This is a genomic window from Xiashengella succiniciproducens, assembly GCF_023674465.1.
Classification (GTDB): domain Bacteria; phylum Bacteroidota; class Bacteroidia; order Bacteroidales; family Marinilabiliaceae; genus Geofilum; species Geofilum succiniciproducens.
In genome coordinates, this window is the sequence record NZ_CP098400.1 from 1,030,809 (window position 1) to 1,055,587 (window position 24,779).

A 24,779-nucleotide genomic window follows, 5' to 3' on the forward strand; every position below is an offset into this window, starting at 1 on the left:
GACATTTTGGTTTTTATGCTTTAGTTTGAATGAACTAACCAAAACATTAATGCCATGTTTAAACTAATCCTAACCGGAGTCCTTGGCAATGATGCCGAGGTAAAAGAAGTAAATGAGAACATCGTAATAAACTTTAATGTTGCGGTGTCTCTTGATTACAAAGACAAGGAAGGAGCAAAGGTTGAGAAAACCGAATGGGTAAGGGCTACAATGTGGCGCGATCCCAACTCCAAGATTGTCGAGTACCTCAAAAAAGGTAAGCGTGTGCTTATTGAAGGAGTTCCTGAAGCAGAGGCGTATAAGAGCAAGGAAGGAGAACTGCGCTCTGTGCTGAGTGTGAAAGTAAGGGAGCTGGAGTTTGTTAACTAACCTGCATAATAAGGAATGAAAAGGGTGTCTCTGGTGGGATACCCTTTTTATTTGTGCGCAGACTGTAGTATTTAAGTCTTTATTTCATTTAATTTTACCTTTGATTAAACTGCCGTTTTGATTTGAACGACATCTACCACGAAATACTTCAGAAATACTGGGGCTACAAGGGATTTAGGCCTCTTCAGCTAGACATTATTACGTCCGTTGGTAGCGGAAAGGACACTCTCGGGCTAATGCCAACCGGGGGTGGTAAGTCTCTTACCTTTCAGGTTCCGGCTCTTGCAAGACCGGGTATCTGTCTTGTAATCACCCCGCTTATTGCTCTGATGAATGACCAGGTGGACAACCTGCGTCGTCTGGGTATCAAGGCCTGCGCCATCCATTCAGGAATGAGCCGTTGGGAGATAGATCAGACCTATGAAAACTGCATATATGGTGATTTTAAGTTTCTTTACATATCACCAGAACGGATTGGAACTGCCGGTTTTTTGGAACGGTTGAAGGACCTGAAGGTAGGTCTCATCGCTGTCGATGAAGCCCACTGCATCTCGCAGTGGGGCTATGACTTCAGGCCTAGCTACCGTAAGATAGCAGCTATTCGTGAATTTCTTCCCGATGTTCCGGTACTTGCCCTTACTGCTACTGCCACTCCCGAGGTGGTGGAAGATATACAGGTGCAGCTCAAATTTCCCCGTCCCAACCTGTTAAAGCGTAGTTTTGAGCGCCCCAACCTGGTCTATGTTGTCAGGAAGTGCGAGGATAAGGAAGCTCAGATGGTCAGAATCCTTAAGTCGGTTGAGGGCTCAGCCATCGTCTATGTGAGGAGCAGGAAGAAAACCCGCACTTTGGCTGATCTGCTCACTCGCAATGATATTAGTGCCGGCTCCTTTCATGCCGGGATGGCTCAGAAGACCAAGAATGAGGTGCAGGCTGCCTGGAAGGAAGGAAGGCTCAGGGTGATGGTGGCAACAAATGCCTTTGGAATGGGGATTGACAAGGCGGACGTCCGCCTTGTACTTCACATGGATGCTCCGGATTCACTTGAGGCCTATTTTCAGGAAGCAGGCCGTGCTGGTCGTGACGGTGATAAGTCATGGGCTGTTTTCCTGTGGTCGGATAATGACCGCTGGCAGCTAGAGAAGAATATGGATGCATCCTTTCCCGAACTTAGTGTGGTCAGGAAACTCTACAACTCGGTATGCAACTTTCTCCAGATAGCAATGGGCTTTGGTGAAGGAGTGGTCTATGATTTCAATATAGCAGCCTTTTGCAAGGGTTTCGGTTACGATATTACCACCCTGATTAGTAGTCTCAGGATACTGCAGAGGGCAGGATACATAGACTTTAGCGAGATGTCTGATATCCCGTCGCGGGCTGTTATGCTTGTGACGGATTACGAACTGCATGAATTTCAGATTTCAAATCCCACCCTCGAGCCCTTTATCAAGGTGCTGCTGCGCAGTTATACCGGACTCTTTACAGACTATGTGAGTGTTGACGAGGAACTGCTTGCTTCCAGACTTGGTGCAACACGCGATGAGGTGTACCAGGCCTTCCTGAAATGCAGCAGGATGGGAGTGATGAAGTACGTGCCTCAAAGGCAGACTCCGCTTATTGTGCTCCTGCAACCAAGGATAGAACCCGACCGACTGAGGTTTCCAGATGAGGTGTACAAGGATCGCCTGCTGCAATATAAGAAGCGCATTGATTCGGTGATCTCCTATGCCGAGACTGAATATATCTGTCGTAGCAGACAGTTACTGGCCTATTTTGGTGAAAGAAACGGTAGGGACTGCGGACATTGTGATGTATGTGTAAGTATGAAAAAGGTGGCAATTAGCGATGATGAATATGGGGATATTGAAAATGCTATAAAGGCTCAGCTTGAGGCCGGGCCTGCCGAACCCGGGCAGATAGTTATGGATTTGGGCTTTGATGAGGAGAAGATATGGAAGGTAGTGCGACGTTTGGAGGATACCGGAACCGTGTACATCAATAAAGAAGGTTGTCTTCAACTGAGTCAGACAGAGCTTTAGCATAAGTGTCTGAATATTGCGGCTTCATATGTTGAAGTATTCCGCTTTTTGTTAACTTTGCAATGATCAAATTACACTATGGCAGAAAGCTTTGAACATCCAGTATATTCGATAAACGTAATTGAATTTGTAACTGTTGCCCGCGAGTTTTGCAACTGGCTGGAACACTCTGAAGAACAGCCCCGGCCAGAATTTATCTCAACTGCACTAAAGATCCTGCCCCTGCTTTATCTGAAGGCAAATATGCTGCCTGAAACCAGCACCGTCCTTGATGAGTATCTTGAGAAGTACGTGACCGAGGAAGAATATGAACACGTGAGACAAAGTGTCAGAGACAGGATGGGACGCTTTGATGACTACCTGGAGGTTTTCACTGCTGATATGCAGAGAAGTGACCTTCCTCTGACTTCCACAGTATCTGAGAATCTGGCCGATATCTACCAGGATTTAATGGATTTCATGATGAATTACCGCTCGGCTGTCACCGAAATCATGAATGATGCTCTGACCGCTTTGATGCAGGACTTCAGGGAGCACTGGGGCCAACGCCTGGTTAATGTGCTTAGGGCTCTTCACATGGTATATTATGGTGAAGACAACCTGGAAGATGAAGAAGGAGAAGTGGGAGCAGATCCTTCGATTGACGATATCAATACCCAGGACTGGATTATCTCGCGCATGCAGCGCGATTTCAGGGATGGTTCCCTGTAAACCTGAATCTGACTATAGTTGGATAGGGTGCGGCATAAAATATGAACAATATGAACAGCACTATAAGTAAGGAGGCTATTGGGGACTTACCATTATGTCAGTTTGACGGTGAAATAATTCTTGTTGACAAACCGGAAGATGTAGAACAGGCTGTCGAACAGCTTCTTAAGGAGAAGGTGATCGGATTCGATACTGAGACCCGTCCTTCATTCAAAAAGGGAAGCATGAACAGCACCTCCCTGTTGCAGCTTTCAACCTCACAAAAGGCCTATCTGTTTAGGATTAACAAGACCGGACTGACGCCGGAACTTGTAAAACTGCTTGAAAGTCGCAAGGTTATCAAGGTGGGTGTAGGTATCAGGGATGACCTGAAAGGTCTGAACCTGATTGCTACCTTCAAACCGGGTAAATTTGTCGAACTTCAGGATATGGCAAAAAGCTTTGGAATTGACGTCCTGAGTCTAAAGGCTCTGGCCGGACTGCTTCTCAACGTCAGGGTTTCCAAACGCCAGCGCCTGAGTAACTGGGAGGCAGATACCCTGACCCGTGCACAGCAGGAGTATGCTGCTATTGATGCATGGATTGCACTTCGTCTTTTCGAGGAACTGATGCGTCAGGATCCCGAATACAAATTCAAAACCGTAATTTACCGTAACTAATCAAATATGCATCATTTACCCATTCTTCGCCTCAAACCCGGAAAAGAGCAGAGCGTGAAGCGTTATCACCCCTGGGTTTTTTCAGGGGCAGTTAAAGGTCTTGAGAATTCCGGTCTTAAGGACGGAGAGCTGGTTGCAGTGCACGACTCCAACGACAATTTCCTGGCTCTGGGCCACTATCACAGCGGATCTATTGCTGTGCGTATCGTAAGTTACAGTAAGGAAATACCTGATGATAAGTTTTGGGCCAACAAGATTGCCCGTGCATGGCAACTGCGTATAGCAATAGGTTTGGCTGACTCGGCTGATACTACGGCTTTCAGACTGGTTCACGGCGAAAGTGATGGACTGCCAGGACTCATAATTGATATTTACAATAGTACTGCTGTACTACAGGCTCATACCCTGGCAATGTACAATCTGAGACCGGTTATAGTCAAAGCCCTGCAGGAAGTGATGGGAGACAGGTTAAAAGCTGTCTTTGATAAGTCGGAAAGAACATTGACAGCGTCATCGGGTATCGAAGCACGTAACTCCTACCTGTTGGGTAGTAGCGGTGATGCCATAGTTAAAGAGAACGGACTGCGCTTTAATGTTGGCTGGGAAAAAGGTCAGAAGACCGGTTTTTTTGTTGACAACCGCGACAACCGTCATCTGCTTGAGACTTACTCCAAGGGAAGGAAGCTCCTCAACCTATACTGCTATACCGGAGCTTTCTCCTGTTATGCGCTGAGAGGGCGTGCCACTCTGGTTCACTCAGTAGATAGTTCCGAAAGAGCTGTAATGCTTTGCAACGAGAATGTGGAACTCAACTTCCCAGGCGATGGCCGTCACAAGTCATTTGTATCGGACAGCTACAAGTATATGGGGGCTGCCAAAGAGAAGTATGATCTGATAATTCTTGACCCACCGGCCTTTGCCAAGCATCATACCGTAATCAATAATGCCATTCAGGGATACAAGCGTATCAATGTAAAGGCAATGGAGATGATAGCCCCGGGTGGCATATTATTTACCTACTCATGTTCGCAGCTCGTATCACGCGAAGCCTTCAGGACCATGCTGTTTTCTGCTGCCGCATCCTGTGGTCGCAACATACGAATACTGCATCAGATGAGTCAGGCTGCCGATCACCCAATAAGTATGTATCACCCCGAGAGTGAATACCTCAAAGGCTTTGTCCTGTATGTGGAATAAGCCCTTTATTAAAAGATAATTGATAATAGAATAGAGTTTTGAAGTTTACAGAATTTGGATTTGAAGCTGAGATCCTGGATGGATTACAAGCTATGAGATTTGACGAGGCTACTCCTGTTCAGGAGCAGACCATACCGGTAATTATGCAGGGCCGGGACCTGATTGCCTGTGCACAGACCGGTACTGGAAAAACGGCAGCCTACCTGCTGCCGGTCCTGAATGCCCTGATTAAGGGTGGAAATTCAGGAGCCTCAGCCCTGGTGCTGGTTCCCACGCGCGAACTTGCGATACAGATTGACCAGCAGTTACAGGGATTTTCATATTTCCTGCCCGTGACTTCAATTGCCGTGTATGGAGGTAATGATGCTGATCTATGGGATCAGCAACGCAGAGCTCTATCGGGTGGCGTCGACGTGATTGTTGCTACACCAGGCCGCTTGATCCAGCATCTTGCAATGGGTTATTGCAGGTTTAACTCGATTAAGTACCTTATCCTTGATGAGGCCGACAGAATGCTCGATATGGGCTTCCACGACGATATTATGCAGATTGTTAAGCAACTTGAAGGCACACGCCAGACCTTGCTGTTTTCTGCTACTATGCCCCCCAAAATCAGGGATCTCTCACGCAAGTTGCTCAACGAACCTGAAGAGATAAGCATAGCCATCTCAAAACCTGCTGAAGGAATACTTCAGGCAGCTTATCTGGTATATGACTACCAGAAAATTAAACTTATTGACTCCCTGCTCAGGGGTAAGGAGCTTACAAGTGTAGTGATATTTGCTTCGACAAAAATAAAGGTAAAGGAGATATACAAAGCTCTGAAGAGTGGGAAATATCCTGTTGAGGCCATTCACTCGGATCTCCAACAGGCCGAACGTGAGGAGGTTATGCTCAATTTTCGTAACCGCCGTACCCAGATTCTTGTTGCTACTGACATTATTGCAAGGGGTATTGACGTCGATGGAATCGACCTTGTAATCAATTACGATGTGCCCAATGATGCAGAGGACTATGTCCACCGCGTCGGTCGTACTGCCCGTGCCAAGTCCAGCGGTGTGGCACTGACCCTTATCAATGAGTATGATATGGGCAAGTTTGGTATGATTGAAAAACTCATTGGTAGCACCATCTTTAAATCACCTCTTCCTGAAGGCTTTGAACCAGGACCCGAATATGACCCGGGCAAGGGTGATTTCAGACAAAAATTCAATAGACAAGGAGGCCGCAATTTCAAGGGAGGAAATGGTGGCAGAGGAGGCACAGGCAGGTCAGGTGAACAAAGGGATGGTGGAGACAGGAAGGGTAAGGGATACAACGGCAAGAGGAAGTTTTTAAAGAAAAGACACGACAGTCAGGGAAACAGCCCAAAGCCAGAGGCTTAATAGCACCCCGTTAAGGTAGATAAGCCAGTTTAAGTACATACAAGCCTTACCCATCTTTAAACCTTTGCCCCTGACTTCTTGGTTTACGCACCAGGTTGACCGCAGTAGTTTTGATATGATCCTATATTAGTTTTCAGACATGATTATTGATATTATTTCTCGTGAGACCGGTATATCTGCCGGTCAGATTCGCAATACTATAGAATTACTTAGCCAGGGAGCGACCATCCCCTTTATCAGCCGCTATCGTAAGGAGGTGACTGGCAGTCTTGATGAGGTGCAGATTGCTACCATCAAGGAAAGGAATGATAAGCTTCTTGAACTTGAAGCTCGTCGTGAAACGATACTTAAGACCATCGAGGAGCAGGGACAGCTGACAGATGAATTGAAGGCAAGGATTCAGACTATCTGGGACGCAAACGAACTTGAGGATATCTACCTGCCATATAAGCCCAAACGTAAGACCAGGGCTACAAAGGCTAAGGAGTTGGGTCTGGAACCGCTTGCCGGGATACTTTTCAAACAGAATGAGAGAGACCCGGAGGGTCGCGCAACTGCTTTCCTGAATGATGTGGTATCAGACACGGCTGCTGCTTTGCAGGGCGCCAGGGATATTATTGCCGAGTGGGTAAACGAGGATATAAGGGCCAGGGAGGCCATCCGTAATCTATTCCAGAAGGATGCAATAATCAGTTCTATCCTGGTTAAAGGCAAGGAGGAAGAAGCTGCTAAGTACAGGGATTACTTTGACTTCTCAGAACCGCTAAGAAGGTGTCCATCACACCGTCTGCTTGCTATAAGACGTGGTGAAAAGGAAGGTCTACTTAAGGTCAATGTCGCTCCTGATCAGGACAGAGCTCTCGAAATACTTGACAGGTTATTTGTAAAAGGAAATAATGCCTCTTCGCAACAAGTTGCAGAGGCCGTGGAAGATGCATACAAAAGACTACTCAGTTCATCGATAGAGAACGAAGTCTCAGCCTTCTTCCGCGAGAAGGCGGAAGACGAGGCCATCAAGGTTTTTGCTGCAAATCTCAGACAACTACTGTTGGCTCCGCCACTTGGACAGAAGAGGGTACTTGCAATAGATCCTGGTTACCGTACAGGTTGTAAGGTTGTATGTCTGGATGCTCAGGGTAAGCTGCTGCATAATGAGACTATTTACCCGCACCCGCCGCAAAATGACACAAAACAGGCTTATAAGAAGATAGACACGCTTGTTGAATCTTACAGGATTGATGCAATTGCCATTGGTAACGGAACAGCTTCCAGGGAAACTGAAGCCTTTATCCGCAATATGCGCTTTAAGAAGGATGTGCTGGTCTTCGTGGTTAGCGAGGACGGGGCCTCTGTCTATAGTGCAAGTAAAACTGCGAGGGATGAGTTTCCCGATTACGACGTAACAGTCAGGGGGGCCGTTTCAATAGGCAGAAGGCTTATGGATCCGCTGGCCGAACTAGTTAAAATTGACCCCAAGTCCATTGGGGTGGGACAGTACCAGCATGATGTCGATCAGACCAAGCTTAAGGCTGCCCTGGATATGGAGGTTGAGTCCTGTGTAAATAGTGTAGGGGTGGAGTTGAATACTGCAAGCAAGCACCTGCTGACTTATGTTTCTGGTCTGGGACCACAACTGGCACAAAATATTGTTGACTACCGTGAGGAGCATGGCCCCTTTAGTTCTCGTAAGGAACTGCTTAAGGTGCAGCGTCTTGGAGCCAAGGCTTACGAACTGAGTGCTGGCTTCCTGCGCATCAGGGAGGCTGCCAATCCTCTTGACAACTCTGCTGTTCACCCCGAGTCCTATCATATCGTTGAGCAGATGGCAAAGGATCTGGGATGCACAGTGGCTGACCTGATAAGCAATGCCGACCTGCGCAGGAAGATTAATCTTAAGCGCTATGTAAGCGACAAGGTGGGTATGCCGACCTTGAATGATATAGTTGCTGAACTTGAAAAACCCGGTCGTGACCCACGCAGTGTTATAAAGTTTTTTGAGTTTTCACCAGATGTGCGAACCATCGATGACCTGCGTCCCGGAATGCGTTTGCCGGGTATAGTAACCAATATAACAAACTTCGGTGCCTTTGTAGATATAGGCGTAAAGCAGGACGGACTGGTTCATATCAGCCAGCTTGCAGATAGATTTGTATCAAACCCCAATGAGGTGGTGAAATTACACCAACATGTGGAAGTAAAGGTACTGGATGTGGATGTTGCCCGTCGCCGGATACAGCTTTCTATGAAAGACTAGCGAACTGTACCAATACTCATGAAAGTATTTGGAGAAGCCTTTGAATTCTTGTTCGAAGGCTTTTCTGCTTTCTTGTGTTTGTATGTAAGAGCGTCGTTATAGGTATGAACTCCCTCTATGTTGAGCCTATTCTGGAGTTGCTCCTGATTCTTGTCAAAAGCGATAGAGTATTGAACTGAGTCAGATGAAGCTGTAATCTCAGTTTTATTTGGGTTTTCCAGGGAAATGTCGGATTCGCTCTGGTAAAGCTTTCCGTCAGTTGAACACTTGGCAATAGTCAAGACAATTACTAAGTAAAAAACAGTTTTGAGTGCCTTCATAAATGTATTTAAGTGGTTCAGGATTAAGACGTAAAATTCCTGTCTGGGTTGCGTGACAAGAGTTATTTTTTGTTAAATCATTGAGTTTTTATGCTAAATTAAGAGCCTGGTCAAGGTCAGCCAAGATGTCATCAATGTGTTCAAGCCCAACTGACAAACGAAGCAGGCCTTCACTGATACGCATCTTTGCCTTTTCCTCAGGACTAAAATCCCAGTAGATGGTAGAGGAGGGGTGTATTATCATTGATTTGTTGTCGCAAAAATTTGTTCCCCGCCTAATCATCTTTAAGGCATTCATAAAACGGAAGCATTGCTCCCTGTCCTGCAGTTCCACGCCCACCAGACAACCCGGTCTTCCTCCTGTAAGCTGCTGTGCTCTCTCATAGTCCGGATCATGGGGCAGGGCTGCATACTTAACTGCTTTGACCTTTGGATGTTCCAGCAAGTATTGTGCCACTTTGGTGCTATTGTCAACAATCTTGTCAATCCTAAGTGTAATTGTTTCAAGTCCCAGGAGTTGCAAGTAGGCATTGTTGGGTGACAAACAGGCACCAATGTTGCGATAAATCTCTTTGAAAAGTCTTTTGAAGAAGGCATCAGTGCCAAACTTCTCAACCTCGGGCTGGAGCTTTGGATTGGCGGTCCACTTATCAGACTTATATACAAGTATGGAGCCACCTATTGAGGTGGCTCCACCTGAGACAAACTTAGTATTTGAGAATATCTCTATGTCAACACCATGTTCTGAACAGGGAAAGAGGTAGGGGGTAAGCACCGTATTGTCTACCACCAGCACTACGTTCTTTTCCTTTGCTATTTTGGCTATCCCTTCAATATCAAACAGGATGAGCTGGGGATTAGTGGGCAGTTCTACAAAGATTGCCCTTGTATTGCCATCTATGTTTTTTTCCAGGACCTCAAGGTTTTCAAAGTCGGTAAACCGGGCTTCAATACCGAAGGAATTAAGTGTCCTTGCGAAAAATGAATAAGTATTGCCAAAGAGATAGCGAGAAGTTATGATATTATCGCCTGACTTGCATAGGGTAATAAAAACGTTGGATATTGCAGCCATTCCGGAAGCAACGCAGAGCACCTGTTCGGCACCACTGAAAAGCTTGAGCCGCTCCTGAAGTTCGGTAACTGTCGGATTGGAAATCCTTGAATAAGCATGGGAGTCATTCAGACCCATAAAACTCTTCTCTGCATCTTCTGCACTTTCGAAGTCGAATGAGGCTGTCTCGTAAATAGGCGTTTTAAGACTTCTGTGAGGAGTGGATGAGGTTTCACCGGATCCATGTATAAGCAAGGAACTGATATGTCGCATCTTTTAGCTCAGGTTAGTTTACAATCAGTGATAATCCGTTACGCGAAGACCGCTGTTGTTTTCGATCAGAGTCAAAATTACCCCTTTTTGTTTTGATAAGAGAATTTTAACTGGATAAATGACAAATGTCAGTGTGATTTTCTCACATTGATTAGATAGGACAAAATTTGCGAATAACCGGACAAAACAGTCTGAAATATGCTGATTTATCGATAATTAAGGCGAAAAAAGAAGTGATTTTTGACTAAGATTTTTGTTCAGCTTTTGTTAACAAGTTTGAGCAGGTTGTAATTTAGAATGAACAGAATTGGGCTTTGTAATGCATACAAAGTCAATGATATACGAAAAATATTATTTAGATTCAGTCTAATTTAATCGGAAATATGATGCTGAATAATTTGCCTTGTGTTTATCTTTGACTTACATTTGTTATACAAAACAACCAAAAAAGTTCAGCCATGACAACAATGCAATTTAATGATAAGCTGCTTGGACTGCAAGACAAGTTGCTTTATTTTGCTCTAAGTTTAACCTCCAATGATGAAGATGCAAGAGATCTTTTGCAGGAGACTACGCTGAAGGCCCTAACCTATCGTAAGCAGTTTGCTGCCAACACAAATTTCAAGGCCTGGGTTTTTACGATAATGAAAAATACCTTTATCAATAATTATCGCAGAAACCAGAAGACTAAGAATACCTTCGACGGAAATGAGGATGCACTTCGCTCAGCATACCGCAGGAATTACACATCTGAAACTCCTGAAATGGTACAGAGCGTTAGTGAAATGACAAAGTATATAGAACGTCTTGATGATGATTTCAGGATTCCGTTCCAGATGCATACAGACGGATACAAGTACAAGGAAATAGCTGAACAGCTTGATCTACCAATCGGAACAGTAAAGAGCCGTATTTTCTTTACACGTAAGAAATTACAAGCTATGTTGCAAGACAGCGAAGGAAGCTATTCCTACTAAAAAAATTTGGATTAAAATAGGCAATACAGTACCGAAATAGAAAATAATATTGTAGTTTTGGGTTTAGGTTTAGTAGATGAGTGGACGGCCGGCCATGGTTTCATAAGGAATCGGGCCGGCTGTTTTTTATGGCATTTCCATCCATTGCTGCATTTTGCATTTACTGCTAAAATCTTTGTATAAATGGCTTCTGGGTTTATCCACCGTTATGTTTGAGTATGCATGGATGTTTTCTGGTAGGGACAGGCATATTCAGGGGAAATGTAGTATATTGTGTTATTATCAAAACAGTATTTGATGCACACAGTATTGATTACAGGAGCTGCAAAGCGAATTGGTGAAGACCTGGCCCATCACTTTGCCCAAAGAGGCTGGGAGGTTATTATCCACTGCAATAACAGCAGGGGAGATGCGGATCGCTTGTCAACCCATCTTCGCAATTTGTTCGAGGATAGGCAATTTCCAGTCATCGCAGCCGACTTCAGTGATCCTGTCTCAGCATCTGATGCAATCTTTTCAGAATTGAGAATACTTAATCTATGCCCTGAGGTCTTGATCAACAGTGCATCTGTATTTAATCCCGGTTTGCTTGCTGATACATCCTATACCCATCTGCGCAGGCAGATGGCGGTCAACTTCGAAGCTCCATTTATGCTTATGAAGGCTTTCAGGCAATATTGTAAAAAGGGCTGCATTGTAAACATCCTGGATACGAGGGTCACGAGTAATGATTCAAGACATGCTGCATATACTCTATCAAAGAAGGTTCTGATGCATCTTACTGAAATGGCAGGCCTTGAATGGGCTCCTGAGATTAGAGTAAATGCAGTGGCTCCTGGAGCTGTCCTGCCCCCGCCGGGGCAGGACGAGACTTACCTTAAGGATGTCGTTGCCGGAACTCCGCTTAAGCAGGCGGTTTCCCCCGGAGATTTAGCTGATGCTGTTTGGTTTTTAGTTAATAACGGCACTATTACCGGACAGATTATCTACTGTGACGGTGGTGCACATTTAGGAAAATAATATGGCTACAATTGCAATAAGGGATCTGCTATTGCGTACGGAGGTTGGTTTCAATCCCCATGAGATTGGCAAGAAGCAGGATATTGTGCTGAATATCCGGATTGATTACACATTGCAGGGTGAAGAGCTGAGCGACAATCCTGAGGAAGCCCTTGAGTACCGCTCTATCTGCAAGGAGGTGATTGGTCATATTGAGAGCAGGAAGTACAACCTGATTGAGAAGGTGGCATCGGATGTTGCCGAACTGGTTCTTGCACGAGACAGGGTTGAGGCAGTGACCGTAGAGGTGATTAAGCCAAATGCCCTGAGGTTTTCAAAGTCTGTATCCTTTTGCACTACCAAAACCAGGAAGGGATGAAGGAAAGCAGTGCCGTAATCAGCCTTGGTTCCAATATCAATGCCAGGAGGAATTTTGAAAGCGCATTGCAGCTCTTGGCGGGATATTTCAAAGTGGGTACCGTATCTTCATTTGTAACAACCAGGCCTATTGGAATCACTGACCAGCCTGACTTCCTTAACGGTGCAGTACATATCCGTACAGAAAAGAGCAGAGATGAGGTTAGAGTCATCCTCAAGCAGATAGAAGACCAGCTTGGACGAGACAGGTCGGAAGCAAAATTTGGTCCACGTACTATTGATCTTGATATAGTAGTATGGAATAACGAGGTGGTGGACAATGATTATTATGATCGTGACTTTTTAAAGAAGTCCGTTGATGAGGTACTAAACGGACAAATTTCGTAATTTTGGTCTTCTTTCTAATTTAAGGTCTATGGAGATCAATACACTGTCCCAATTGGATGAAGCTATTGCAAAGCGTCAGAAATCAGTTAGTTTTAACTTCCAGTCTCTAAGCAGGGAAGAGAATCTTAGCTGGGAGCAAAAATTCAATTTCTTATTTGACGAATGCGGATGTGCTTCAGGCAGGAAGTCCATTATGTACTCGTCCCCCCTTTTGATTATAGTGTTGATCATCCTGAAAAACACTACAGATCTAAGTAGAACTATGATACTTGGCTTGTTTGTGGCATCTGTTTTTCTTGCAGGTGCAGCAGGCAAGGTAATTGGTCTGATCCAGCGCAAGAATAAATTGCAGCGCCTGATGGATGAATTCAGGTCCAACCTGAACAACAAATAACTATTGATTCTGTATCCTACATTACATCAAACTGCTTGCAGTGAAATTGTGAACCTTGGCGCATACATAGTAACTTCAAGGAGGTTATTTCGCTGAATCTTCTTTTGCCAAAGATAGGCAGACTCCGGCCCGCTGGCATAGTTTTTGGTCTTTGTAAGGCTATGCCTGTTATGTTGGTAATTCTATTGTTTGATATTCGTAATCCTATTAATACCATTGTTATGCGTAAAGCCTCCGTTTTTATTTCCATCCTTGTACTTCTTGCCTTTCCAGGCTGCCAGTCACGCAATCTGGTAGTACAAAATACTGAAGTCCTCTGGCAACAGGTCGACTCATTAAGTAAGCTTAATTTGCCCCGATCCCAAATAGAAGTGCTGGATAATATCCGTGAAATCTCTATTGATAACAAGAACACTGTTGATTATATCAAAGCTGTTGTCGTACGTGCAGCGTTGGCTGATCAGATTGAAGAGGAAGCGCTTACCCGGCAGATTGAACAACTGGAAAAGGAAGTGGATGGACTTTGGTCGCCCGCAAAACAGATGGTGCACAGCATCCTGGGTGATCTGTACCAGACTTATTATAATCAGAATAGATGGCGCCTGCTTGAAAAAGGTGATATAAGCAGTGGAAGTGAAGACTTAAGGGAGATGGGAGCATCTGAGATCTCGGCCAGGGCAGTTGAGCATTATCTTTTATCTCTGGATGAAAAGGAATTATTGGCATCGGAAGCGTCAGAGAACTATCTGTCTTTGTTGCTAAATGGAGATAAAAAACTTAATCTGAGACCTACTTTGTACGACCTGCTTGTGGATCGTTGTACTGAGAAGTTGCTGAGCGGGCTTTTGTTCGAAAGCTCTGTTGACGATGAGGATTTCCTAAGGAATCCGGCTTTGCTGGGAAGCAGGGAACAGTTTACTTCCATACGGGTAGCCGGTGAAAAGGTCAGCCATAAACAACTCGCAATTTCTCTACTTGGTGAATGGCTAAACTATAGCGAGAATCGCAAAGATGCTGATGTACTATACGATGTAGACTTACAAAGGCTAAAGCTGATGCACTTCATTTATGATGCTGAGGATCGTGATGAATTATATGAAAACGCTTTAGGTCTATTGTTAGTTGAGACTGAAGGAAGACCCAATGAGGCAATGATTATGTACGAAATTGCCGGTTTCCTTATGTCTCAGATGGTAACTAATGAACAGGAATTAAGTGAGCGTAACTATGGTGCCGAAGCTTATGCAATGGCTGACAAGGCAATTGGAAAATGGCCTGAAAGCGATGGAGGCAGACTGGCAGCCGGACTTATACAACAACTTACTCATCCATCTCTGTACCTTAATACGGAAGAAACTTCTATTCCGGGACAACGGCTGAAATACGTTGTTACATACAATAATATCAAACAACTCCACACAGCAGTTTATCGACTGAAGTTTGTGGATAAGGATTATTACAGTTTAAATAGATATGATGAGGATTTTATCAGGGAACAATTAGATAGTAGCACTCAAGTATGGAAAGGTAGTACCGAACTTCCCGGTTACGGTGATTACTTAGCTCACAGGGCTGAGTTAGAAGTAGAAACAGAGTTGCCCTATGGCACCTATGTACTTGTAGTTTCTGACAAAGAAGAGAGCTATAAGCTTTCAGAAGGCGCATGCTATAGTCTGTTTCAGGTTACCAACCTGGCATTTATGTACCTTCCATTGGAAGACGGTAATGTACGCCTTGCCATTAAAAGTAGGGACAAAGGTCAGTCATTGGAAGGCGTCTATGCTGATTTCTATAACATTTACGGGAAGGATTCGACCATACTTAGAATGGGGCCAACTGACAGGAATGGCGAAACCACTGGTGCCATTCATAAGAATAGAGGCTATACAATTGTATTGAAAAAGGGAGATGATATCTTCTTTGCAGATAGGCTGTGGTACAGTCCAGTTTCAAATGATACCAAAGTGCCTACAGAGGAAATACGATCTTTTATTTTTAGTGACAGGAAGGTATACCGTCCAGGGCAAAAGGTGAGTTACAAGACTATCTTACTTAATCAAAAGGGCAATGAGACAAAGGTGATAAGTGGCAGTAAGTTTAATGTTACACTTAGGGACACCAATGGCAGGGAAGTGTCCAGTCAAAGTGTAACGACCAATGAATTTGGTTCTGTTTCAGGTAGCTTTATCCTTCCATCAACTGCACTTTCCGGTTCGTTCAGTATCGTGACCCCCTATGGATCTTCAAGTATCCAGGTTGAGGAATACAAAAGACCCAGATTTGAAATAAGTTTCGAACCTTTCAGGGACCTGGCTGTAATTGGAGATTCAATAACAGTAAAGGCAAATGCAACAACACTTACAGGAATGCCACTTGCTGATGCCCGTGTTGAGTGGAAGGTGAAGTCCAGCAGTCTTATTTGGCGCAGTTACTTACCCTCAGGTGGAGACCTGATTGCCAGTGGCAGTGCAAAGACCTCGGCTGATGGTAAGGTTATGATAGTATTCCAGGCAAAGGGAAGTAACTATGTAAATAGAATTTTCAGCCTTACCAACTTCCTGGTCGAGGTTGATATTACTGATGCCTCGGGAGAGACAAGGTCAGAAAGCACTTCTATTGCATTGTCAGATAAGGCCTATAGCCTTAATACAGAGGTTCAAACTCTGATAACAGGAGTCTCAATAAAAACAATTCCTGTAAACATTACGCTCAATAATATTCCTGGAGAACCTGTTGAAGGGGAGCTTAGGTACTATCTAGAAAAGGTAGAGACACCTAAGATCAGTACCCCGAGACCATGGGGTGATGTTGAGCATATCCTGTGGAAACAGGTTCCGGAGAATAAAGATCTGCAACCAGTGGTTGAGAGGTTAATAAGCAGCGGAACTTGGAAGATTAAGGGCCAGGAGGGGAAGAAAATAGACCTGAAAACAGCACTGGCTACCGGACACTACCGTGTCCGGAGCGAGATTACAGACATTGCCGGTGACACCGTTAAGTCAGAGGCTGTTTTCAAAGTAGTTGATACTAAAGACACCCGTTATTTGCTTGGCGAAGCACTTACTTTAATTAATTCGGGTGGTACCGAACTTGTTGCCGGAAGCCATGCTGAGTTTATAGTTGGCTCAGCCTATAAGGATGTTGAGATACAATTGATGGCTGTAGCCGGTCAGAGTATATTGCTGGACAAGAGGATAGTCCCAGGTGATAAGTGGAACAGAATTACAATTCCTACAAAGGATGTAGTAGGTACAATCAGGTTTCAGGCTATGCTGATCAGAGACAACAAGCTGGTGACAGAGGAGCAATACGTATCTATTAAAGAAGCAGGGAAGGAACTGATCCTGAAACCTGTAAATATTTCGGAAAAACTAAAGCCTGGTGAAAAGGAGAAATGGACGTTGAAAGTTACCGGTGCAGATGGTAAAGCAGTAGATGCCGAAGTACTTGTACTGATGTATGACGCTGCACTTGATGCATATAAACCTAATTACCTAAGTATTATTCTCAATAATTTTAGAAGATCACCTGTGCGTTTAATGTGGCAGGTTGGTCCTTGGGGCTACAGTCATCAAAGAAACGGATATTTCACAATGACGGAGTTACCTGGTCCGGATCCTTATCCATCATTTGTGTGGGATGAAGCTTTTGGCTTCTACGGCTATCCCGGCAGGACCCGCAATGCGATGAAGTCTCTTTCAGTTGTTGAGGACAACATGGTATTATATATGCATGAAGCTGAGTCTGATTATGTGCCGATTACCATGCAGAATCCTCCTCCGCCAGCTGTTGCTGGAAAATTAGACGTTGTAGCTGAGGAAATGGCATCTGGCTTGAAAGCTGGTGAGTCTATACCTCCAATTCGCACTAATCTGAGTGAGACAGCTTTCTTCTTCCCACATCTCAGAACGCTAGGCGACGGACGTGTAGAGTTTGAATTTACAGTGCCCGATGCCCTTACCCGTTGGCGCTTTATGGCTCTGGCACATATGAAGGATGGCAACAGCGGTACCTTTGAACAGTTTGTCATCACCTCCCGTGACCTTATGGTAATGCCCAATATGCCACGCATAGTACGCGAAGGTGATGTTATTACCCTAGCTGCCAATGTGTTCAACACTACAGAAAAACAACTTGGTGGAATGGCCTATATACAGGTCAGGGATGCTGTAAGTGGTCAGCTTTTAATGTCTGAACAGTTGCAGGAAAAGGTCTGGGAAGCCAATGCAGGTACAGGTGCCCTGATTGACTGGAAGATTGAGGTTCCTCAAGGCGTTAAGGCACTTGAGATCACGCTTTCTGCTATCTCGGGTCAGATCAGTGACGGTGAAAAGCATCTGATTGCTGTTCTCCCATCACGAACCCTGATTACTGAGACCAAGCCCCTCTTTATGGACAGGGCCGGTAATTACAAGCTTAGTGCTGAAGCCCTTGCTGCCGGGAAAGTTGATGGGCAGGCAAGTTTAACATTCACATATAACGAAAACGCTGCCTGGGAAATGTTGTCAGCGCTTACATGGCTGTCGCAAAGACCATATGAAAGCAGCGACCAGGCGTTCAACCGCCTGTTTTCAGTCGCCATGGCTCAGCAGATCTTCAAGCAGAATCCGCAGATTGAGATGGTAATGAAATTGTGGAATGCATCACTTCCTGGGGATGAGGATGCACTCAGTTCTGCCCTGGAAAAGGATCCGGGACTTAAGGCAGCCCTTCTTACTGCTACTCCTTGGTTGGATGAAGCTATGGATGAGACCCACAGGAGAAGGGTCTTTGCAAGGCTTGTTGAGGACGGAAGTCTTGAGTCTGAGTTTTTTTCGGCTACTTCACTGCTTAAGGAAATGCAACTGCCGGAAGGTGCCTGGGCCTGGTTTAAAGGCATGTATCCATCTGAAGAAACTACTGTTGATATAGTTTCCGGATTCGGTATGCTTAAGTCTGTCGGCTATGAACAGAATGATGAGACCAGGGCGATGCTTGAAAATGCTTGTGGATGGATACTTAAGAAACTTGAAAAGGAACTTGAAAATATTGAGAAACAGAACACTAAGGATAAGCAAAATATCGGCCTGTCTCCATCAGCAATAAAGAAGCTGTACGCTCTTAGTTACTTCCCTGAATTATCAGATAGATTAGTGGTCAATTCTCTGGTCGGCTATCTCGAAAACAAGCTTCCTGCAAACTCTCCGATTGAGATGGCTTATGCAACAACAGTCCTGCATCGCAGCGGAAAGGTTGATGCTGCAAAAGCCCTTGCGCATTCTCTGTCAGAATACCTGTTGGAGGAAGGTGGCTCTCTCTTCTTCAGAGCCAAACAAGGTCCTTACTGGTATCAGGCTCCGATTGAAAGCCATGTGGCTGCTATTGAGGCTTTCAGAACGACAGGAGGTTTTGATAAGGAACTACGTGGTATGGAGAAATGGCTGTTTGAGCAGAAGCATACACAGAACTGGTCAACAACACGTGCTACTATGTATGCACTTTACGCACTGGCCTCTTCAGGACAGAAGTATTTCAGTGCTGAACAGACTGATAGGGTGCTGGTAGCGGGTAAAGTTGTGGATTTCCCACAGCAGGAGAGTGCTTCAGGCTACAGAAGTTTTTCAGCCAGTGGGCCTGTTCTTAGTAAGGATTACGCTGATATAACTATTGAAAAGAAGAAGGATGGCCCATCATTTGCTACTGTTCATCTGAGTTACTTTGCCGATACCGAGCAGGTCGAAGCAGGAGGTTTTCTGAAGGCTAGCTCAGTGCTTTACAAAAGAGGTTATGCTGACGGAAAGGAAAGCTGGTTACCGGTGGATGCCAGTACAGTACTTGAGAAAGGTGACAGGCTGATGCAGAGACTGACAGTTGAAGTACCACAGGACCTTGACTTCGTCCATATCAACGCACCAAGGGCTGCAATACTTGAACCTGTTGATATGCTTTCGGGTTATCGTTACAGTTCCGGTCTGGGTTACTATCTGGCTGTTACCGATGCAGGTAGCGACCTCTTTGTTGACAATCTGTCTCGTGGCACCCACACAGTGAGCTGGGAGATGACTGTCTCTCACAGCGGAAAGGCCGTTCAGGGTCCTGTAGCTGTATCATGCTTCTATGCTCCTTCTTACTCAGGACATAGCGGATCGGTAGTTATTGTTACAGAATAATGATTAAAACGGATATAGATGACATTTAGATTGAGGACTGTTATTACATTGCTGATACTGGCATCTGGCGTGGGAATGTACTCTCAGAGTGCGGCGGACGCTCTGAAACTAAGAGGTCTGGAATTATTGGACAGGGGTGAGAATGACTCGGCTATGGTTTACCTTAGCCGGGCCCTTCTGGATGCCCCGGATGATGCGGATATACTTGGTGGTCTTGCCATGGTGTACATTAACATGGGAGATGCTCAGCGTGCAGTGGATTTTGCTGTAAAGGGAGTAAAGGACAGGCTCAACCCATCTTCTGATGCCTATCTGGCTGGAGTGCTTGGCTATGAGAAACTTGGAAATGTGAGGTTGCGCAACAAATGGCTTGACGAGGGACTGGAAGTCTTTCCTTCCGACTATTTGTTGCTGTACCATGCCGGTAGAATCAATATCCCCTTTGACAAGGAAAAGGGGGAGAAGTATCTCCTCAGGTCAATATATGCATATCCGGCATTTGCACCAGCTCACCTGCTGCTTGGTGAGAATATGTATCGCAGGGGAGAAAATCTAAAAGCTGTTGTTCCCCTCATATATTATTTGTTTTTGAATCACAACGAACTCAACAGTGCAGATATAGTTGCAAGTATTGAGCGACTGTACAGCAGTTGGTCAGCTTCAACCCAGAGTATCTCTAAGGTGTCGAACGCAAGCAAGGGTTTTACTACTGATTTCAGACCTGAGGAATTTAAGGGAAAGCAGGATGAAAAAGGGCAATGGTTTGTCAACCAGACTATTGGTCTGATAAAGAGTATGGAGACTGCAAATGTTGCCTCATCTGATGGATTGTGGCTATTCTACTCTGACTTTTTCAGTCATGTAAGTATCCTGGGTTTTTCACAACCTCTTGCATATCACATCTCATACTCCCGTTACCCTGGAGACTCAATGGTCTGGATTAATGAGAATACTGAGCTTTATCAGATGCTGGCTGACTGGTTGCTGTTACTGTAGTGTACAGCAGTGACATAATAAACTGGCAGTCATGCATTGCTGTCACCCGGTTGTAAGTTGCCCGGTATGGTACTATATTACAGGCCACTATGAGTTCAGATACTTAATGTATTGACTGCAGTACCTGCTCATCCCTGCTCAGTTTGCCTTCGGCCAGCAGAATAGCAGTGTCTACTATTGCCAGATGTGAATAGGCCTGAGGAAAGTTGCCAAGAAGCTGCCTTGTCTCGAAGTCCAGATCTTCGCTAAAGAGTCCAAGGTGATTGGAGTAGCTTAGCAACTGGTCAAACTTCCTCGTAGCCTCTTCTTCCTCACCTATCATATAGAGGGCACGAACAAGCCAGAAGGAGCATATTGTAAATGCCGATGAGGGTGTTCCAAAGTCGTCTTTGTTTTTGTAGCGGAACATAAGTCCATTGTGTTCCAGTTCCCGCTGAATAGCCCTGACCGTGCTTTTAAACCTTGGATCACTGCCGGGCAGGAAGCCATAAAACTCCATCAGTAGGACTGATGCGTCTAGATCAGAGTCCCCGTACGACTGTGTAAACGCCTGCTTTTCCTCATTCCATGCATTTTTGAGGATGTCATTCCGGATTTCTTCCCTCAATGGAATCCATTTCTCGGCCTCACTATGTTGCAATAGTTTCTGCGCAATCTTTACAGCCCTGTCAATAGCCACCCAACACAGCACTTTGCTGAATGTAAAGTGCCTGTTGCCCGTTCTGATCTCCCAGATACCTCTGTCGGGCTTCTTCCAGTTGCGAGCCACCGACCATACCATGTTGCGGGTGATAGTCCACAATTCCTCACTATGCGCCAGCGATATGGTGTACATATCAAAGTGCTGAAAAATCACATCCATCAATATTCCGTAGATATCATTCTGCTTTTGCTTGTATGCGGCATTTCCGACACGTACTGGTCTGCTGTTTTTATAACCTGACAAATGGTCAAGTGTGGTTTCGGTTAGTTTCTTTTCACCATTAATACCGTACATTATCTGAATACGTTCATCCTTCTCGGGAAGAATATCGGTGATAAACTTAAGGTACTGGTGAGCCAGATTGTAATGACCCAGACGGGTCATTACCTTTACCACCATAGAAGCATCCCTGATCCAGCAATAGCGATAGTCCCAGTTGCGCACCTCCCCTACAGTTTCCGGAAGGGAAGTTGTCATTGCTGCAAGTATAGCGCCCGAATCCTGATAGCTCAATAGTTTAAGTACCAGAGCGCTTCGCATTATTACTTCGTTGTACTTTCTGTAGCGGGTGGTCCTTCCCGACCATGTAAGCCAGTAGGCTTTGGTGCGGATTAGTTTGGTATAACTACGCTCAACAGTCTGTTGCAGCAATTTCTGGTTGTAGCTGATTAGGATAAACTCTTCCTTTTCGAGAGTCAGCATCTGGCGGGTAACAACCATGCGGAGATCCATGCTCGAGTAAAGATAGTTTGAGTCATAATCCCCCTTGGTGGTCTGAGCTTTTACATAGTTATCGTGAAAGTCAATCTTAGTGGTGTAAGTACCATATTCCAGCCTGGGGTCAAAGACTACCCTGAATGACGGCTTGCCGCTGATGGGTTTGAAATACCTTATCAGGTCAGGAGGAGAATAAAAGCCCTTGCTGTTATTCTCGTACCTGGGCATAAAGTCATAGACCTCGAAGGTGCCATCACTGCACTCGAAACGGGTGACAAGAATATTGGTGTTGCCGTCGTATTTCTGGCTTATGTTGAGACAGTTTTCCGGAAGAATCTCAAAGCTTCCCCCAATCTTTTCATCAAGAATCTTTGCAAATATTGAAGCTGAGTCAAACTTAGGCAGGCATAGCCAAACCACTGCTCCAGTATCCGAAATCAAGGCGCCACTGCGGCAGTTGCCCACTACTCCGTAGTTCATTCCTCTGTTGCTGCTTGTTGTCATATCTGGCTGGATTTTATCACAATGAAATATAAGGATATTTGACAACATTAAAACTATGGAACTTGAGCTTACTTTTCTTATCTTTGGTAGAAACCGGAAAAAATGCGTTATGAAAAGGCTTCATATAGTTTCCAACAGACTTCCCTTCAGTATCAGTTTTGAAAATGACAACCCTAGTCTAGAGCCCAGCGTTGGGGGGCTGGCAACAGGGATGAACTCTGTTTATAAGGATTTTGAAGGTAAATGGATAGGATGGCCGGGAATAGCTTCCGACACCAAAAGCAGGAAGGAACTACAGGCAGTTGACCGCCTACTGAAGGAGGAGGGCTGTAAACCTGTTCACCTGTGTGAACAGGAAGTGGAGGACTTTTATGAAGGATTCTGCAATAATACTATATGGCCGCTGTTTCACTACTTTGCACAGTATGTTGATTTTCACGCCAGCCTTTGGGACGCTTATATCAATGTCAACCGGAAATTCGCCGATACCATACTCGAGACAGCAGGACAGGGGGACTTTGTATGGGTGCACGACTACCAACTGATGCTTGTGCCTCAGATGGTCAAGAGCCAGAGGCCGGATATCACAATAGGATTCTTTTTACATATACCCTTCCCATCGTATGAGGTGTTCAGGATTCTACCATGGAGGGATGAGCTCCTAAGAGGCTTGCTGGGTGCTGACCTTATCGGTTTTCACACCTACGACTATCAGCGCCACTTCCTGAGTAGTGTGAGGCGGATATTCGGATATGAGATAGTTCTCAACGAGGTGCATATCGACGGGCGTATCATACTCGTGGATTCCTTCCCTATGGGAATTGACTACGACAAGTTTTACAAAGCCGCCCTTAATATTTTCCATACACCTGTTAAGGAGAGGTCGGAGGTACATAACGAACTGGAAAAGTACTTCCTGATGTCGGATGGCAAGCATCTGATACTGTCTATCGACCGACTTGACTACTCCAAAGGGATACCCAACAGGCTCAGGGCTTTTGAGAAATTTCTTGAGAGAAATCCCGATTACCGGGGCAATGTGACCCTTGTTATGCTGGCCGTCCCCTCACGTGATAACGTCGACCATTACAAAAAGCTGAAAAGCGAGGTTGAGGAACTTGTGGGAAGAATCAACGGTCTCTATGGTTCGATCAACTATACACCTGTACTTTACTTTTACCGTTCCATGCCCTTCCAGAATCTTGTTGAACTGTACAGTATGTGCGACGTAGCACTGATTACTCCTGTACGGGATGGCATGAATCTGGTAGCCAAGGAATATGTGGCGTCGAGAATCAACCAGACAGGAGTAGTAGTTGTAAGTGAGATGGCCGGAGTGGTCAAGGAAATGGGAGAGGCCATAATAATAAATCCCAACGATGAGGATCAGGTGGCCGAAGCAATACAGCAGGCTATCGAGATGCCGCATAGCGAACAGGTACGTCGTATCAGTGCTATGCAGGAACGTCTCAGACGTTATGATGTATTCAAGTGGGCTAAAGACTTTGTCAATGCCCTGCAAAAGGCTAGGAAGGTACAGACCGAATTCCTTGCCAAAAAGATTACAGAGGAGATCAGCAGGGAGATTGTTGGTCGTTACAAGAAAGCCTCTAGGAGGGCAATATTCCTTGATTATGACGGAACCCTCAAGGGTTTCGTCAACAATCCCAATGACGCTGTCCCTGATATGGCTCTTATCGATCTGCTTAACTCAATAACTGCTGACGAGCGTAACATATTGACCATCATCAGCGGACGTGAAAGAGGAAGCATAGGCACCTGGTTTAAAGGCATGAAGCTCAACCTGATTTGTGAACACGGGGTGTGGCTCAAACGTTATACTGGAGATTGGGAAATGCTTTCAAATGCATCAAATTCATGGATGCCTGTGATAAAGCCCATCCTTGAAGCGTATGTGGATCGTACCCCCGGGTCCTTTCTGGAGGAGAAAAACTACTCACTAGTATGGCATTACAGGGCAGCGGAAGTTGAACTTGGCGAACTCAGGGCAAAGGAACTGAAGGATGTGCTTACAGAAATGGTAGCCAACCACCGCCTGGAGATTCTTGAGGGAAACAAAGTTGTGGAAGTTAAGAGCAGCGGTATCAACAAGGGTAGAGCAGCCAACAAGCTGCTTACCGGTATGAATGCGGACTTTATAATGGCCATTGGAGACGACTGGACGGATGAGTACCTGTTCAGAGACCTTCCTGAAGACTCAGTAACTGTTAAAGTTGGAATCAAACACACTTCAGCGGCTTACAAACTAGAGACAACTGACTCGGTAAGGCAGTTTCTCAGACTCTTTAGCAGATAA

18 protein-coding genes are annotated in these 24,779 nt (G+C 45.2%); 15 read left to right on the plus strand and 3 right to left on the minus strand.

The genetic code is table 11. The annotated features are described in order from the left end of the window. Positions 1 to 54 precede the first annotated feature (54 nt). The 7 genes from M9189_RS04395 to M9189_RS04425 all read left to right on the plus strand — a co-directional run bounded on the left by M9189_RS04395 (position 55) and on the right by M9189_RS04425 (position 8,614). Positions 55 to 369 (plus strand): single-stranded DNA-binding protein, encoded by a 315-nt coding sequence (locus M9189_RS04395; protein WP_250724913.1) that lies wholly within the window; start codon positions 55 to 57, stop codon positions 367 to 369. Positions 370 to 491: 122 nt separating this feature from the next. Then, positions 492 to 2,408 carry a RecQ family ATP-dependent DNA helicase gene (locus M9189_RS04400; RefSeq protein WP_250724915.1) on the plus strand — a complete coding sequence of 639 codons (1,917 nt, stop codon included), beginning with the start codon at positions 492 to 494 and terminating at the stop codon, positions 2,406 to 2,408. A gap of 78 nt (positions 2,409 to 2,486) precedes the next feature. After that, entirely contained in the window at positions 2,487 to 3,119 is a 633-nt protein-coding gene (locus tag M9189_RS04405; protein ID WP_250724917.1) for a DUF5063 domain-containing protein, read from the plus strand. A 50-nt stretch (positions 3,120 to 3,169) separates the two neighbouring features. Then, positions 3,170 to 3,778, plus strand: a complete 609-nt coding sequence (locus M9189_RS04410; protein WP_250724919.1) for a 3'-5' exonuclease — start codon at positions 3,170 to 3,172, stop codon at positions 3,776 to 3,778. 6 nt (positions 3,779 to 3,784) lie between these two features. Beyond that, positions 3,785 to 4,975, plus strand: a complete 1,191-nt coding sequence (locus M9189_RS04415; RefSeq protein WP_250724921.1) for a class I SAM-dependent rRNA methyltransferase — start codon at positions 3,785 to 3,787, stop codon at positions 4,973 to 4,975. A 38-nt stretch (positions 4,976 to 5,013) separates the two neighbouring features. Next, positions 5,014 to 6,360 carry a DEAD/DEAH box helicase gene (locus tag M9189_RS04420; RefSeq protein ID WP_250724922.1) on the plus strand — a complete coding sequence of 449 codons (1,347 nt, stop codon included), beginning with the start codon at positions 5,014 to 5,016 and terminating at the stop codon, positions 6,358 to 6,360. 139 nt (positions 6,361 to 6,499) lie between these two features. Beyond that, complete coding sequence (locus M9189_RS04425; RefSeq protein WP_250724924.1) at positions 6,500 to 8,614, plus strand: Tex family protein; 2,115 nt, start codon at positions 6,500 to 6,502, stop codon at positions 8,612 to 8,614. Here M9189_RS04425 and M9189_RS04430 read toward each other — a convergent pair. Then, on the minus strand, positions 8,611 to 8,934 hold the full coding sequence (locus M9189_RS04430) for a hypothetical protein (RefSeq protein WP_250724926.1): 324 nt from the start codon (positions 8,932 to 8,934) through the stop codon (positions 8,611 to 8,613). The genes M9189_RS04425 and M9189_RS04430 overlap by 4 nt on opposite strands. Before the next feature lie 88 nt (positions 8,935 to 9,022). Next, the gene (locus M9189_RS04435; protein ID WP_250724928.1) at positions 9,023 to 10,258 is read right to left on the minus strand and encodes an aminotransferase class I/II-fold pyridoxal phosphate-dependent enzyme; all 1,236 of its coding nucleotides are present in this window, start codon (positions 10,256 to 10,258) and stop codon (positions 9,023 to 9,025) included. 458 nt (positions 10,259 to 10,716) lie between these two features. On the opposite strand from M9189_RS04435, the gene M9189_RS04440 reads away from it, so the two are divergent. The 7 genes from M9189_RS04440 (at position 10,717) to M9189_RS04470 (ending at position 20,538) form a co-directional block, all read left to right on the plus strand. Continuing rightward, positions 10,717 to 11,235: an RNA polymerase sigma factor gene (locus tag M9189_RS04440; RefSeq protein ID WP_250724930.1), complete on the plus strand. Its 519-nt coding sequence runs from the start codon at positions 10,717 to 10,719 to the stop codon at positions 11,233 to 11,235. Positions 11,236 to 11,532: 297 nt separating this feature from the next. Beyond that, a complete protein-coding gene (locus M9189_RS04445; protein WP_250724932.1) occupies positions 11,533 to 12,255 on the plus strand; it encodes an SDR family oxidoreductase in 723 nt (240 codons plus the stop codon). 1 nt (position 12,256) lies between these two features. After that, a complete protein-coding gene (locus tag M9189_RS04450) occupies positions 12,257 to 12,613 on the plus strand; it encodes a dihydroneopterin aldolase (RefSeq protein ID WP_250724933.1) in 357 nt (118 codons plus the stop codon). Next, entirely contained in the window at positions 12,610 to 12,999 is a 390-nt protein-coding gene (gene folK / locus M9189_RS04455; protein WP_250724935.1) for a 2-amino-4-hydroxy-6-hydroxymethyldihydropteridine diphosphokinase, read from the plus strand. Before M9189_RS04450 ends, folK begins: the two co-directional genes overlap by 4 nt. Before the next feature lie 28 nt (positions 13,000 to 13,027). Continuing rightward, a complete protein-coding gene (locus tag M9189_RS04460; protein ID WP_250724936.1) occupies positions 13,028 to 13,393 on the plus strand; it encodes a hypothetical protein in 366 nt (121 codons plus the stop codon). 170 nt (positions 13,394 to 13,563) lie between these two features. Then, positions 13,564 to 19,542 (plus strand): alpha-2-macroglobulin family protein, encoded by a 5,979-nt coding sequence (locus M9189_RS04465; protein ID WP_250724938.1) that lies wholly within the window; start codon positions 13,564 to 13,566, stop codon positions 19,540 to 19,542. An 18-nt stretch (positions 19,543 to 19,560) separates the two neighbouring features. Continuing rightward, complete coding sequence (locus M9189_RS04470; RefSeq protein WP_250724940.1) at positions 19,561 to 20,538, plus strand: tetratricopeptide repeat protein; 978 nt, start codon at positions 19,561 to 19,563, stop codon at positions 20,536 to 20,538. A gap of 103 nt (positions 20,539 to 20,641) precedes the next feature. Here the strand turns inward: M9189_RS04470 and M9189_RS04475 are convergent, their stop codons facing one another. Then, positions 20,642 to 22,462 (minus strand): glycoside hydrolase family 15 protein, encoded by a 1,821-nt coding sequence (locus M9189_RS04475; protein ID WP_250724942.1) that lies wholly within the window; start codon positions 22,460 to 22,462, stop codon positions 20,642 to 20,644. A 109-nt stretch (positions 22,463 to 22,571) separates the two neighbouring features. Between M9189_RS04475 and M9189_RS04480 the strand changes: the two genes are divergently transcribed. Beyond that, entirely contained in the window at positions 22,572 to 24,779 is a 2,208-nt protein-coding gene (locus M9189_RS04480) for a bifunctional alpha,alpha-trehalose-phosphate synthase (UDP-forming)/trehalose-phosphatase (protein ID WP_250724944.1), read from the plus strand.